Raw genomic sequence first — 12775 nt, forward strand, 5'->3', positions numbered from 1 at the left:
CCTATCTGCTCATTCGGCGAGCGCGCCGCGCAGCAATGTCCGTAGCGCCCAGTCGAAATCGTCCGGTTGGGGCGGAGCGCCCTGCAAATGCCCGAACGGGTGCCGGGACATCAGGTGACCGACGATCAGGCGCCACGCGGCGCGGTAGGTGCGTTGCGCGGCCACGTCGTCGAGGCCCGCGCCGCGCAGCAATGCCATGCAGTGCTCGGCGACCGGTTTCGCCGACGACAGCGCGTAGTCGCCGTCGGCGATGACGGGTGCGCTCCAAGGGTGCGCGACGAGGTGGTCGTACATCGCGTGCCATTGCCGGATCACTGCCTCCACCGGGGCGGCGCCGGCGGGGTCGATCAGCGGGTAGCCGGCCACCAGGTCCTCGACGAGCAGGAGCAGCAGCTCCTGGCGGTCGGCGATGTGCCGGTAGAGCGAGGCCGCACCCGTGCCGAGTTCACCCGCGATGCGACGCAACGTCAGCTCGGCCAGGCCGTCGCGGTCGGCGATCCTGCGCGCCGCGGCCACGATTGCCGCCTTGTTCAGCGGTTGCGTCACAGGTAGCCCCCTATGCGAACAGTGTTCGCACTATCGTGAGAATGATTGCGAACACTGTTCGCGCACGTAGCTAGCCCCTTTCGGAGGAGATCCATGGACGTCATCGCCCGTCAGCATGCCGCATCCGGGGCCACTCGACGGTACGGTTCGAGGCGCGTCCTCACCGCGATGTGCATGGTCGTCGTCTCGTACGGGCTGCTGCAGACCATGCTCGTACCGACCATCGGCGTCCTGCAACGCGATCTGCACACGAGCACCACCGCGGCGTCATGGGCGGTGCTGTCGGCGATGCTGCTGGCCAGCGCGGTCGTCACGCCTGTCGTGAGCCGCATCGGCGACAGGTTCGGCAAGCGGCGGGTGCTGCTCTGGATGCTGGCGATCTACCTGGCGGCGACGGTGGCCTCGATCGCCGCGCCCGACATCGGCACGCTCATCGCCTGCCGCGCCGTCCAAGGCGTCAGCCTCACGCTGCTGCCACTGACGTTCGCGATCCTGCGCGAGGCACTCCCGCCGACGCGGGTTCATACCGGGGTGGCCGTGACATCCGGGCTCGTGACCGGAACTGCCGGGGTCGGGCTGCTGATCGGCGGTCTGGTGGTGGACCACGCATCGTGGCGGTGGCTGTTCGCGATCGGCGCGATTCCGGTGGCGGCCGCCCTGACCATGACGGCGCGGTGGATTCCGGAAAGCCACGAGCGCCACCCAGGCCGGCTCGACGTGGCGGGCTCCGCCGCGATGACCGCAGGACTGCTGGCACTGTTGCTCGCCGTCACCGAGGGACCGGTGTGGGGCTGGTCGTCAGCTCGCGTGCTCGGCCTGTTCGGCACAGCCGTCGTGATGCTTGCGGGGTTCGTCGCCGTCGAGCGACGGGTGGCCCACCCCGTCGTGGAACTCGCGCTGCTCACCAAACCGCCTCTGACGGCAGCACATCTGGGCGCGTTGCTGCTCGGCGTCAACCAGTTCGCGGTGTACGTGACACTGCCCAAACTGGCCGAACTACCCACGGGTAACCCAGGGTTCGGATTGTCGGTGACAGGTGCCGCACTGGTCCTGGTGCCCGGGACGCTGTTGACGATTCCTGCGAGTTGGGCCGCACCTGCGATGGCCGACCGGTTCGGGGTGCGGGCCCCGCTGGCCGTCGGACTGGCGCTGGCAGCCGCAGGCACCGCGCTGCTGGCCGTCGCCCACGGATCGGTGTGGCATGCGGTGGTGTACTACTCCATCGCCAGCGTCGGTTGGGGATTGGCGATGGCAGCACTGCCCAGGATGGTCAATGCCGCTTGCCCACCGGCGCAGAGCGGCAGCGCCAACGGGCTGAACACGGTGGCACGCACGGTCGGCGGCGCGCTCGGCGGCCAGCTCGCCGCTGCGATGCTGGCCAGCTGGGCAGGCGTCAACACCGGTTTCACCGTGGCGTTTTCGATCGCGGCGGGCGTGGCCGCGATGGGCGGACTGCTGGTACCGCTTTGGCTGTTCCGCGATCGGAGCGGCTAGCCGTCGCTGAGAGCCGTTGACCCGCTTGACATCACGGTCGCGGCGACCTGCTCGATCGCTCGAGGTCGGCGGGCCCGAACGCGTCGGGGAGCAACTCGGCGAGCCGGCGTGGGCCAACCGGATGGTCGATCAACAAGTCGGGGCCGCCGTGTTCCAGCAGCACCTGCCGGCACCGTCCGCACGGCATCAGCAGTGCGCCATCGGGCCCGACACAAGTCAAGGCGATCAGCCGTCCGCCGCCCGAAGAATGCAGGTTGCAGACCACACCGCACTCGGCACAGAGACCTAGGCCATATGAGACATTCTCCACATTGCAGCCGGTGACCACGCGGTCGTCGTCGACCAGCGCTGCAGCGCCGACCGGAAATTGCGAATATGGCGCGTACGCGGCTTCCGATGCAGCAATTGCTTTCTCTCGCAATACTTTCCAGTCGACAACCCGCGTCACGTCAGTGTCCCGAGAATAGGTTCTGAATGCATTCCGAAACCTCCGCCTCATCAACGCGCGATGTGGATAGGTAAACCTAACTTCTGACTGTTTGGCCCGCCTTACAGCGACACCGTATTCGTTCGCCAGTGCAAATGGGTTTAGAGTCGCCCCGAGGTTTGGGGCTAATCGACAGACCAGGTCCCGAACGTCCACCGATGACGTTGGAGGGCGATGTGAGTACTCAGACGGAGGTGCCGGCTCCGCAATCCGGGAAACCGCGCCGGCGCACGTTGTATCGCGGGGATCCGGGAATGTGGTCGTGGGTGTTGCATCGCATCACCGGCGCGACGATTTTCTTCTTCCTGTTCGTCCATGTGTTGGATACGGCGTTGGTGCGGGTGAGCCCGCAGGCCTATAACGCGGTCATCGAGACCTACAAGACCCCCATTGTCGGGTTGATGGAGATGGGTCTGGTCGCCGCGGTGCTCTTCCATGCCCTCAACGGCATCCGCGTCATCCTCATCGACTTCTGGGCCCAAGGCCCGCGCTATCAACGCCACATGCTCGCCGTGGCCGTCGCAGTGTTCGCTGTTGCCCTCATCGCCGGACTAGGAGTTCTCGGTATGCACATGGTGGAGCGGTTCCTGTGAGCGCCCCGGGTGAATCGCGGCTGGGCCGGCCCGCACCGGTATTGGAACGCGAACACGACCGTCCCGCGGCCCTGGATCACCCCCGCGCCCCGCGCCGCCCGCGCGGTATCCCCTACTTCGAGAAGTACGCGTGGCTGTTCATGCGGTTCTCCGGGGTGGCACTGGTGTTTCTGGCGCTGGGGCACCTGTTCATCATGCTGATGTGGCAGGACGGCGTGTACCGCATCGACTTCAACTACGTCGCGACCCGGTGGGCCTCGCCGTTCTGGCAGATCTGGGACATGGCCCTGCTGTGGCTGGCCATGATTCACGGCGCCAACGGCATGCGCACCATCATCGGCGACTACGCCCGCAAAAACGTGACCAAGTTCTACCTGAACTCACTGCTGCTGCTGGCCACCGGGTTCACCCTGGTGCTGGGCACCTACGTCCTGGTCACCTTCGACGCCAACATCGGGGGCTAACACCATGATTCACCACCATCGCTACGACGTCGTCATCGTCGGCGCCGGCGGCGCAGGCATGCGCGCCGCGGTCGAAGCCGCCCCCCGCGCGCGCACCGCGGTGCTGACCAAGCTCTACCCCACCCGCTCCCACACCGGCGCGGCCCAGGGCGGCATGTGCGCGGCACTGGCCAACGTCGAAGAAGACAACTGGGAATGGCACACCTTCGACACCGTCAAAGGTGGCGACTACCTCGCCGACCAGGACGCCGTGGAAATCATGGCCAAAGAAGCCATCGACGCCGTGCTGGATCTGGAAAAGATGGGCATGCCGTTCAACCGCACGCCCGAGGGACGCATCGATCAACGCCGCTTCGGCGGGCACACCCGTGATCACGGCAAAGCCCCGGTCCGGCGAGCCTGCTACGCCGCCGACCGCACCGGGCACATGATCCTGCAAACCCTCTACCAAAACTGCGTCAAACACGACGTCGAATTCTTCAACGAGTTCTACGCGCTGGACGTCGCCCTGACCGACACCCCGGCCGGACCGGTGGCCACCGGCGTCATCGCCTACGAACTGGCCACCGGCGACATCCACATCTTCCACGCCAAGGCCATCGTGTTCGCCACCGGCGGATCCGGGCGCATGTACAAGACCACCTCCAATGCCCACACCCTCACCGGTGACGGCCTGGGCATCATCTTCCGCAAGGGACTGCCCTTGGAAGACATGGAGTTTCACCAGTTCCACCCCACCGGCCTGGCCGGGCTGGGCATCCTGATCTCCGAAGCCGTGCGCGGCGAAGGCGGCCGGCTGCTCAACGGCGAGGGTGAACGGTTCATGGAACGCTACGCGCCGACCATCGTCGACCTCGCCCCACGCGACATCGTCGCCCGCTCGATGGTGCTCGAAGTGCTCGAAGGCCGCGGTGCCGGTCCCAACAAGGACTACGTCTACATCGACGTGCGCCACCTCGGTGAAGACGTGCTGGAAGCCAAACTGCCCGACATCACCGAATTCGCCCGCACCTACCTGGGTGTGGACCCGGTCACCGAACTCGTCCCGGTCTACCCGACGTGTCACTACGTCATGGGCGGCATCCCCACCACCGTGCACGGCCAGGTGCTGCGCGACAACACCAACGTCATCCCCGGCCTGTATGCCGCCGGGGAATGCGCCTGCGTGTCGGTGCACGGCGCCAACCGCCTGGGCACCAACTCCCTGCTCGACATCAACGTCTTCGGCCGCCGCGCCGGCATCGCCGCCGCCGAATACGCCAACAACCACAATCACGTCGACCTGCCGGAGAACCCCGCCGACATGGTGGTGGGCTGGGTCGCCGACATCCTCTCCGAGCACGGCAACGAGCGCGTCGCCGACATCCGCACCGCCCTGCAGCAGTCGATGGACAACAACGCCGCGGTGTTCCGCACCGAGGAAACCCTCAAGCAGGCGTTGACCGACATCCACGCCCTCAAAGAGCGCTACTCGCGGATCACCGTGCACGACAAGGGCAAGCGCTACAACAGTGACCTCTTGGAGGCCATCGAGCTCGGGTTCCTGCTCGAACTCGCCGAAGTCACCGTGGTCGGCGCGCTCAACCGCAAAGAATCCCGCGGCGGGCATGCCCGCGAGGACTACCCCAACCGCGACGACACCAACTACATGCGCCACACCATGGCCTACAAAGAAGGTCCTGGCCTGCTGGCCGATATCCGGTTGGACTACAAACCCGTGGTCCAGACTCGCTACGAGCCGATGGAACGGAAGTACTGATGAGTGCACCTGTCATCGACAAGCCCGAAGCCGGCGACCCGCCCCTGCCCCCGGTGCCCGAGGGCGCGGTCATGGTCACCCTCAAGATCGCGCGATTCAACCCGGAGAACCCCGACGCCGCCGGCTGGCAGAGCTTCCGCGTGCCGTGCCTCCCGTCGGACCGGCTGCTCAACCTGCTGCTCTACGTCAAGGGCTACCTCGATGGCACCCTGACCTTCCGCCGCTCGTGCGCCCACGGCGTGTGCGGCTCGGATGCCATGCGCATCAACGGGGTCAACCGGCTGGCCTGCAAGGTCCTCATGCGCGACATGCTGCCCAAAAAACCCGGCAAGCAACTGACCATCACCATCGAACCCATCCGTGGCCTGCCCGTGGAAAAAGACCTCGTCGTCGACATGGAACCCTTCTTCGACGCCTACCGCGCCGTCAAGCCGTTCCTCATCACCTCGGGCAACCCGCCCACCCGCGAACGCATCCAAAGCGCCACCGACCGGGCCCGCTTCGACGACACCACCAAATGCATCCTGTGCGCCTGCTGCACCACCTCCTGCCCGGTGTACTGGAGCGAAGGGTCCTACTTCGGCCCCGCCGCCATCGTCAACGCCCACCGCTTCATCTTCGACTCGCGTGACGAGGCGGCCGCCGAGCGGTTGGACATCCTCAACGAGGTCGACGGTGTCTGGCGCTGCCGCACCACCTTCAACTGCACCGAAGCCTGCCCGCGTGGCATCCAGGTGACCCAGGCGATCCAAGAGGTCAAGCGCGCGTTGATGTTTGCGCGCTAGGTGTTGCGCCGAGTGTGACCAAGATCGCGAGATTCGCCGAGAATCTCGCGATCTTCTTCACACTGGGGCGTCAATAGGGTGCACCCGCAGCACGCAATGCCGCCCGGGTGCGCGCGATGATGGTGCCCTGCCGGTGTCGGAGTAAGTCGGCACCAACCCGGACGATGCGCCAGCCAAGTGCGCGGTACTCCGCGGCCTGGTCGATGTCCTTGGTGCGCTGCCTCGGGTCGGTCCAATGCTGGATACCGTCGTACTGCACGCCGACCTTCCACTCCGGCCACCCCATGTCGATCCGGCCCACCTGCAGGCCATGGTCGAACACCTCGATCTGGGTCTGCGACGGTCGCATCCCGGCCTGGGTATACAGCAGGCGAAGGCGGGTTTCCTGTGGCGACTCGGCGCCGGCATCGGCCAGGTCGAGCACCTCGCGCAATTGCACAAGGCCGCGCATGCCTCGATGGGCATCGATAAGCGCTTGTACATCAGCAAGTTTCAGGTCACATGCCTGGAGGAGTGCGTCGACGCGGACGACGGCCGTGGTGCGCCCACGTCGGCGGCCGAGGTCGAAGGCAGTCCTGGCAGGCGTCGTGGTCCGGATTCCGCGGACCACGCAGACCTCGTCGTCAGCGAGCCGGTCGCTGTGCAACACGATGCCGTTGGTCTTGTGTCTGCTGGAGTGATTGAGCTCGGCGGGCAGCTCCGCATCGATCCACTTGGACCCGTGCAACGCGGCGGCCGACAGTCCTGCTGCGACCGCCCGCCTCCCCGACCACAGCCACGCCGCAACCGCTTTGTCGATGGGTTTCAGTTCTGCACCGCGCAGGACATAAACGTCGCGATGGAGCATGTGGTAGCGCGTGCTCAGCTGATACCGATTGAGCAACCCTGCCGTGAGTGCCTCGGATCCGACAAAGGGGAATGGCATGCGAATAGGACGCTGCGGAGGTCAACCCCGTTCCACAACCCGCCAGTGTGAACATGATGGCGAGAAATCTCGAGAATCTCGCGATCTTCTTCACGCTCGGCCTGTCACACATCGCGACCCTGTCTCGTCTGATTGGCATGACCACACGAATTGCCCCTGTGACCCCCAAACAAGCCGGCCTGCTGACCCGGGTGATGTACCGCGTTGCCAAGCGTCGCTTCGGTGAGGTGCCCGAGCCGTTCACCGTCGTCGCACACCATCCCCGGCTGCTGGTGGCCAATGCCGTCCATGAAAATCTGCTGCAGAGCGGCTCGAAGAAGCTCCCCGCCAGCGTCCGCGAGTTGGCGGTGTTCTGGACCGCCCGCACCGTCGGCTGCTCGTGGTGCGTCGATTTCGGGTCGATGCTCATGCGACTGGAGAACCTCGACGTGGACCGGCTGAAATCCATCGACGACTACGCGACCTCGCCGCTGTACACCGACGACGAGCGCGCCGCCATCGCCTACGCCAATGCGATGACCACCGACCCCCACTCCGTGACCGACGAGCAGATCGCCGATCTGAAGAAGCGTTTCGGCGAGGACGGCGTGATCGAGCTGACGTATCAGATCGGGGTGGAGAACATGCGGGCCCGGATGTATTCGGCGCTGGGCATCGCCGAGCAGGGTTTCAGCTCGGGGGATGCGTGCCGGGTTCCGTGGGCGGTGTCGGAACAGCAGGCGTGATCTCGATGTAGGCGACGGCCGCGCCCACGGCCTGGCTGCCGCGGTCCAGGCCACGCTCGAACACCTTCATGGGGCGGCTCCAGTACGCGGCGATGACGGCGTCGGCGTGCGCGGTTTCTGACTCATCCAGAATCCGCGCTGCGCCGGCGACCACCGGGCCGCTGGGTTTACCCCGAAGGTTGCTCGCCACCACGAGAACCCGCGGATTGTTGCGGATGCGCTTGACCTTCCCGGTCGACGCATCGGTGCGGACGTAGATCTTGCCGTCCGCAACGCCATGGTTGATCGGGCTGGGCATGGCCTCTCCGGACCGCTTGAACGTCACCAGCAGGATCTGGCGATGGCGGTCGAAGCCGCTGAAGTCGGTTCCGGTGGGCTCACCGATGTCGAAGGCCTCAGACGCCCGCAGCTTGTCCATGCCGCGGAACATCAGCCGGCTGAAGGTCTGGGCCAGATTTCCCGAATCGCCTGGCATCACAACCCACCTCCACGTAGCGGGGAACCGGTGAACTTGTCAGGGTTGGCGATATCCCATACCGCGCAGACCTTTCCGTCGCGGACGGTCACCGCGGTGACGCGCGGCATCATCTCCGGGTAGCCGTCGCGGGCCGGCGCGCCCGGGGTGTAGGTGCCCAGCTCGCCATTGATGAACGCCAGCTGCCCCTGCGCATGCCAGTTGGGCCCGTACCGCTTCGCGAGCCCGAGCAGAAACCGCGCGACCTTGTCGGGGCCGTGGATGACGCGCGCAGCCGTCGGCGCCCGGCGGTTGGAGTCCCCGGTGAACGTGACATCCGGATGCAGAAGGCGCACAACGGCTTCCAGATCTCCGGTGGCCAACGCCGCCATGAACGCCCCGGCCACCTCGTTGTGGGTGTCGGGCGGAACCGGCGGCGGGGCGTCGGACACCGCCTTGCGGGCCCGGGAAGCGAGCTGACGCGCTGACGCGGGGCTGACACCGAGCACGTCGGCGATCTCCGGGAACGGCACGGCGAAGCCGTCGTGCAGTACGAAGGCCACCCGTTGATCCGGTGTCAGACGTTCGAGCACCACCATGGCGGCGAAGCGGGCGTCTTCACCGGCGACCACCGCGGTCAGCGGGTCCTTGGCTTCGAATCCGGTCACCACTGGCTCAGGCAGCCATTCGCCGACGTAGGCCTCGCGTCGGTGCGCGGCCGACCGCAACCGGTCCAGCGCAAGCCGGCTGACCACGGTGGTCAGCCAGGCTCGCAGGTCGTTGATCTCGCCGCGGTTGCCGTCCCACCGGATCCAGGCCTCCTGCACGATGTCCTCGGCATCGGCGTAGGTGCCCGTCAACCGGTAGGCGACCGCAAGGAGATTCGGCCGCAACTCCTCGAACTCATCGACGCGAGTGCTCGCGGTCATGGGCACAGTTTAGCCGCGCCGAGACTACGGGTTTTGTCGCGAATCAGGCCGATTCGCACCACAAACCGTAGTGTCGGCGAGAGGCGGGTCAGCGTCTGGTGAATACCGTGCGGTGCCAACCCTTTTCAGCGACCCCGGAGATGTCGCTCATGACGTGCTTGATGGTGAGGTACTCCTCGAACGAGTAGTCGCTCATGTCCTTGCCGAAGCCCGAGGCACCCACGCCACCGTGCGGCATCTCGGAGATGATCGGGATGTGGTCGTTGATCCACACACAGCCGGCATTGATCTCCCGCGAGGCCCGCTGCGCCCGGTAGACGTCGCGCGTCCACGCCGAGGCGGCCAGACCGTAGTCGGTGTCGTTGGCCTGGCGCAGCGCGTCGTCGTCGTCGCTGAACGCCCGGACTGTCAGCACCGGGCCGAAGATCTCGTCGCGGTACACCTCGGAATCCTCGGCGACGTCGGCGATCAGCGTGGGTCGGTAGAACGAGCCAGGCAGATCCGGGATCACGCCGCCGGTGACGACTCGACCGCCCTGCCCGGCCGCCCGGGCCACCATGCCCGCCACCTTGTCGCGGTGCGCCATCGAGATGAGCGGGCCCAGATCGGTGTCGGGATCATGCGGATCGCCGACCACCACCTTGCTCATCACCTCGGCCACCCCGGCGACGAAGTCGTCGTAGAGCGGTCGCGCGACGATGGCCCGGGTGGCCGCCGTGCAGTCCTGGCCGGTGTTGATCAGCGCGCCGGCGACCGCGCCCTGGATGGCGGCGTCCAGATCGGCGTCGTCGAAGACCACGAACGGGGCCTTGCCGCCCAGCTCGAGCTGGGTGCGGTGGCCGTGCACGGCGGCGGCTGCCATCACCTTGCGGCCGACGGGCGTGGACCCGGTGAAGGTGACGAGGTCGACGTCGCGGTGCCCGGCCAGGGCGGTGCCGACGTCGGCGCCGCCGCCGGTCACCACGTTGAAGACCCCGTCGGGCAGCCCGGCGGCGCTGGCGAGCCCGGCCAGGGTGAGCGTGGTCAGCGGGGTGATCTCGGCGGGTTTGATGACGACGGAGCAACCCGCAGCCAATGCGGGAAGCACTTTCCACACCGCCATCTGCAGCGGATAGTTCCACGGCGTGATGGTGGCGACGACGCCGATGGCCTCACGCCGGATGCTCGAGGTGTGATCGGGCGAGTACTCCGCGGTGGCCTTGCCTTCCAGGTGGCGTGCCGCCCCGGCGAAGAAGTCGATGTTGTCGACACTGCCCGGCACATCGAACTCGCGGGCCAGCCGCACGGGCTTTCCGGTCTGGCTGACTTCCTCGATGACCAGGTCATCGGCGCGTTCGTCGGCCAGTTTGGCCAATTTGGCGAGCACGGCGGAGCGTTCCGCGGGAGTTGCCGTCGACCATTCCGGCAACGCCGCCCTGGCCGACGCGACGGCGATGTCCACGTCGGCCGGGGTGGCCATGGCGTACTCCGCGACCGCCTCACCGGTTGCCGGGTTGATGACGGTATGCGCCGGTCCCCCGGTCGCCACTGCCCCACCGTTGATCCAATTGCCCGCCACGTTCACTGCCACACTCATGGGGCCATACGGTATCGGATGAGGACACTGATCTCTACGGGATACCGCAGCGAGACGCCATCGAAACAAGGGATTTCATCGAAATAGTTGCTTCAAACAACGAATTCCGTGCAGAATCGACGGTATGACCAACCCCGATGGTCACGAGCTGGCGCCCGCCCCCGTCCCGTTTCGTGTCAACCATTCTCGGCCGGGAGCCGCCTTCCAGCTCGATGAACTGTCAAAAGCGATCGTCGAGAAGCTGCAGCAGGACGGCCGCCGCTCCTACGCGGGGATCGGCAAGGCCGTCGGACTGTCCGAGGCCGCCGTGCGCCAGCGGGTGCAGCGGATGGTCGACGCGGGCGTCATGCAGATCGTGGCGGTGACCGATCCGATGCAACTCGGCTTCGCCCGCCAGGCGATGATCGGCATCCGCTGCACGGGCGACACCACCAAGCTCGGCGAGAAGCTGGCCGCCATGGACTCGGTCGACTACGTCGTGCTGACCGCGGGATCGTTCGACATCATCGTCGAAGTGGTCTGCGAAGACGACGACAGCCTGCTCGAGCTGCTCAACACACAGATCCGCTCATTGCCGGGAGTGATATCAACCGAAACCCTTGTCTACTTGAAACTCGTTAAACAGCAATACAATTGGGGTACACGATGACAATTACCGATACCACTTCAGCAACCACGTCCGATCTCGGCGCCAAGGCCAACCGGCACCTGTGGGGCCACTTCGCCCGGCACGGCGAGGGCATCACGCCGCCGATCATCACCCGCGGCGAGGGCGTCTACATCTTCGACGACAAGGGCAAGCGCTACATCGACGGCCTCTCCGGGCTGTTCGTCGTCCAGCTCGGCCACGGCCGCAAGGAACTTGCCGAGGCAGCGGCCAAGCAGGCCGAGACGCTGTCCTTCTTCCCGCTGTGGTCCTACGCCACGCCGCCGGCCATCGAACTGGCCGAGCGCGTCGCCGGCTACGCCCCAGGCGATCTCAACCGGGTCTTCTTCACCACCGGCGGCGGCGAGGCCGTCGAGAGCGCCTGGAAGCTGGCCAAGCAGTACTTCAAGCTGACCGGAAAACCCGGTAAGCACAAGGTGGTTTCGCGTTCGATCGCCTACCACGGCACGCCGCAGGGTGCCCTCGCGATCACCGGCATCCCGGCGTTCAAGGCCCCGTTCGAGCCGTTGACCCCGGGTGGTTTCCGCGCACCGAACACCAACTTCTACCGCGCACCTGCCGAATTTGCCCATGACGAAAAGGCATTCGGCCGCTACTGCGCCGACCGCATCGCCGAGGCCATCGAGTTCGAGGGCCCCGACACCGTCGCCGCGGTGTTCCTCGAGCCGGTACAGAACGCCGGCGGCTGCTTCCCGCCGCCGCCCGGATACTTCGAACGTGTCCGCGAGATCTGCGACCGCTACGACGTGCTGCTGGTCTCCGACGAGGTCATCTGCGCGTACGGGCGGATCGGTTCGATGTTCGCGTGCAACGACTTCGGCTACGTTCCAGACATCATCACCAGCGCCAAGGGCCTGACGTCGGGCTACTCGCCGCTGGGCGCGATGGTCGCCAGCGACCGGCTGTTCGAGCCGTTCGACGACGGCAAGACGGTCTTCGGTCACGGCTATACCTTTGGCGGACACCCGGTTTCGTCGGCTGTCGCGCTGGCCAACCTCGACATCTTCGAACGCGAGAAGATCAACGATCACGTCAAGGAGCTGGCACCGGCGTTCCGGGCCACCCTGGAGAAGCTCTACGATCTGCCGATCGTCGGCGATGTGCGCGGTGAAGGGTTCTTCTACGGCATCGAATTGGTCAAGGACAAGGCCACCAAGGAGACGTTCAACGACGAAGAGTCGGAGCGGCTGCTGCGCGGCTTCCTGACCCCGGCGCTGTGGGACGCCGGACTGTACTGCCGCGCCGACGACCGTGGCGACCCAGTGATCCAGCTGGCCCCGCCGCTGATCAGCGGACAGGCCGAGTTCGACGCGATCTACGAGATCCTGCATCGGGTGCTCAGCGAGGCGGGCAACCTGCTGTAGCGGTTCG

Annotated in this window: 13 protein-coding genes and 1 pseudogene; 8 read left to right on the plus strand and 6 right to left on the minus strand. The window is 66.2% G+C overall.

Going from position 1 to position 12775, the window contains the following annotated elements; translation table 11 throughout:
* Positions 1-9 precede the first annotated feature (9 nt).
* A complete protein-coding gene (locus tag BST13_RS24540) occupies positions 10-546 on the minus strand; it encodes a TetR family transcriptional regulator (protein WP_083166601.1) in 537 nt (178 codons plus the stop codon).
* A 93-nt stretch (positions 547-639) separates the two neighbouring features.
* Between BST13_RS24540 and BST13_RS24545 the strand changes: the two genes are divergently transcribed.
* Entirely contained in the window at positions 640-2040 is a 1401-nt protein-coding gene (locus BST13_RS24545; RefSeq protein ID WP_083166602.1) for an MFS transporter, read from the plus strand.
* Between the two features lie 31 nt (positions 2041-2071).
* On the opposite strand, the gene BST13_RS24550 is transcribed toward BST13_RS24545, so the two are convergent.
* A complete protein-coding gene (locus tag BST13_RS24550) occupies positions 2072-2488 on the minus strand; it encodes a cytidine deaminase (RefSeq protein ID WP_083166603.1) in 417 nt (138 codons plus the stop codon).
* A 197-nt stretch (positions 2489-2685) separates the two neighbouring features.
* Between BST13_RS24550 and sdhC the strand changes: the two genes are divergently transcribed.
* The 4 genes from sdhC to BST13_RS24570 are packed head-to-tail and all read left to right on the plus strand — an operon-like array spanning position 2686 to position 6128.
* On the plus strand, positions 2686-3120 hold the full coding sequence (sdhC, locus tag BST13_RS24555; protein ID WP_083166604.1) for a succinate dehydrogenase, cytochrome b556 subunit: 435 nt from the start codon (positions 2686-2688) through the stop codon (positions 3118-3120).
* Entirely contained in the window at positions 3117-3584 is a 468-nt protein-coding gene (locus BST13_RS24560) for a succinate dehydrogenase hydrophobic membrane anchor subunit (RefSeq protein WP_083166605.1), read from the plus strand. Before sdhC ends, BST13_RS24560 begins: the two co-directional genes overlap by 4 nt.
* A gap of 4 nt (positions 3585-3588) precedes the next feature.
* The gene (gene sdhA / locus BST13_RS24565) at positions 3589-5343 is read left to right on the plus strand and encodes a succinate dehydrogenase flavoprotein subunit (RefSeq protein ID WP_083166606.1); all 1755 of its coding nucleotides are present in this window, start codon (positions 3589-3591) and stop codon (positions 5341-5343) included.
* Positions 5343-6128 carry a succinate dehydrogenase iron-sulfur subunit gene (locus tag BST13_RS24570; RefSeq protein WP_083166607.1) on the plus strand — a complete coding sequence of 262 codons (786 nt, stop codon included), beginning with the start codon at positions 5343-5345 and terminating at the stop codon, positions 6126-6128. The genes sdhA and BST13_RS24570 overlap by 1 nt, the downstream gene beginning before the upstream one ends.
* A 70-nt stretch (positions 6129-6198) precedes the next feature.
* Here BST13_RS24570 and BST13_RS24575 read toward each other — a convergent pair whose 3' ends face one another.
* A complete protein-coding gene (locus BST13_RS24575; RefSeq protein WP_083166608.1) occupies positions 6199-7053 on the minus strand; it encodes a hypothetical protein in 855 nt (284 codons plus the stop codon).
* 125 nt (positions 7054-7178) lie between these two features.
* Between BST13_RS24575 and BST13_RS24580 the strand changes: the two are divergent.
* Positions 7179-7778: pseudogene (locus BST13_RS24580) on the plus strand (carboxymuconolactone decarboxylase family protein); the annotation flags it as partial.
* Here BST13_RS24580 and BST13_RS24585 read toward each other — a convergent pair.
* The 3 genes from BST13_RS24585 to BST13_RS24595 all read right to left on the minus strand — a co-directional run bounded on the left by BST13_RS24585 (position 7723) and on the right by BST13_RS24595 (position 10737).
* Positions 7723-8253, minus strand: a complete 531-nt coding sequence (locus tag BST13_RS24585; protein WP_083166609.1) for a PPOX class F420-dependent oxidoreductase — start codon at positions 8251-8253, stop codon at positions 7723-7725. The pseudogene BST13_RS24580 and the gene BST13_RS24585 sit on opposite strands and share 56 nt — an antisense overlap.
* The gene (locus BST13_RS24590; RefSeq protein WP_083166610.1) at positions 8253-9161 is read right to left on the minus strand and encodes a sigma-70 family RNA polymerase sigma factor; all 909 of its coding nucleotides are present in this window, start codon (positions 9159-9161) and stop codon (positions 8253-8255) included. The genes BST13_RS24585 and BST13_RS24590 overlap by 1 nt, the downstream gene beginning before the upstream one ends.
* An 88-nt stretch (positions 9162-9249) precedes the next feature.
* Positions 9250-10737 carry a gamma-aminobutyraldehyde dehydrogenase gene (locus tag BST13_RS24595; protein ID WP_083166611.1) on the minus strand — a complete coding sequence of 496 codons (1488 nt, stop codon included), beginning with the start codon at positions 10735-10737 and terminating at the stop codon, positions 9250-9252.
* A 124-nt stretch (positions 10738-10861) separates the two neighbouring features.
* On the opposite strand from BST13_RS24595, the gene BST13_RS24600 reads away from it, so the two are divergent.
* Both BST13_RS24600 and BST13_RS24605 read left to right on the plus strand, forming a co-directional pair.
* Complete coding sequence (locus BST13_RS24600; protein WP_083166612.1) at positions 10862-11386, plus strand: Lrp/AsnC family transcriptional regulator; 525 nt, start codon at positions 10862-10864, stop codon at positions 11384-11386.
* Positions 11383-12768: an aspartate aminotransferase family protein gene (locus BST13_RS24605; protein ID WP_083166613.1), complete on the plus strand. Its 1386-nt coding sequence runs from the start codon at positions 11383-11385 to the stop codon at positions 12766-12768. Before BST13_RS24600 ends, BST13_RS24605 begins: the two co-directional genes overlap by 4 nt.
* Positions 12769-12775: the final 7 nt, after the last annotated feature.

It is taken from the genome of Mycobacterium aquaticum, from assembly GCF_002086485.1.
GTDB lineage: Bacteria > Actinomycetota > Actinomycetes > Mycobacteriales > Mycobacteriaceae > Mycobacterium > Mycobacterium aquaticum.

Bases quoted from the DNA above. Each gene is read 5' to 3' on its own strand.
- sdhC (WP_083166604.1), top strand. From the start codon at position 2,686: ATGACGTTGGAGGGCGATGTGAGTACTCAGACGGAGGTGCCGGCTCCG.
- BST13_RS24545 (WP_083166602.1), top strand. From the start codon at position 640: ATGGACGTCATCGCCCGTCAGCATGCCGCATCCGGGGCCACTCGACGG.
- sdhA (WP_083166606.1), top strand. From the start codon at position 3,589: ATGATTCACCACCATCGCTACGACGTCGTCATCGTCGGCGCCGGCGGC.
- BST13_RS24585 (WP_083166609.1), bottom strand. From the start codon at position 8,253: ATGCCAGGCGATTCGGGAAATCTGGCCCAGACCTTCAGCCGGCTGATG.
- BST13_RS24595 (WP_083166611.1), bottom strand. From the start codon at position 10,737: ATGAGTGTGGCAGTGAACGTGGCGGGCAATTGGATCAACGGTGGGGCA.
- BST13_RS24575 (WP_083166608.1), bottom strand. From the start codon at position 7,053: ATGCCATTCCCCTTTGTCGGATCCGAGGCACTCACGGCAGGGTTGCTC.
- BST13_RS24600 (WP_083166612.1), top strand. From the start codon at position 10,862: ATGACCAACCCCGATGGTCACGAGCTGGCGCCCGCCCCCGTCCCGTTT.
- BST13_RS24570 (WP_083166607.1), top strand. From the start codon at position 5,343: ATGAGTGCACCTGTCATCGACAAGCCCGAAGCCGGCGACCCGCCCCTG.
- BST13_RS24590 (WP_083166610.1), bottom strand. From the start codon at position 9,161: ATGACCGCGAGCACTCGCGTCGATGAGTTCGAGGAGTTGCGGCCGAAT.
- BST13_RS24605 (WP_083166613.1), top strand. From the start codon at position 11,383: ATGACAATTACCGATACCACTTCAGCAACCACGTCCGATCTCGGCGCC.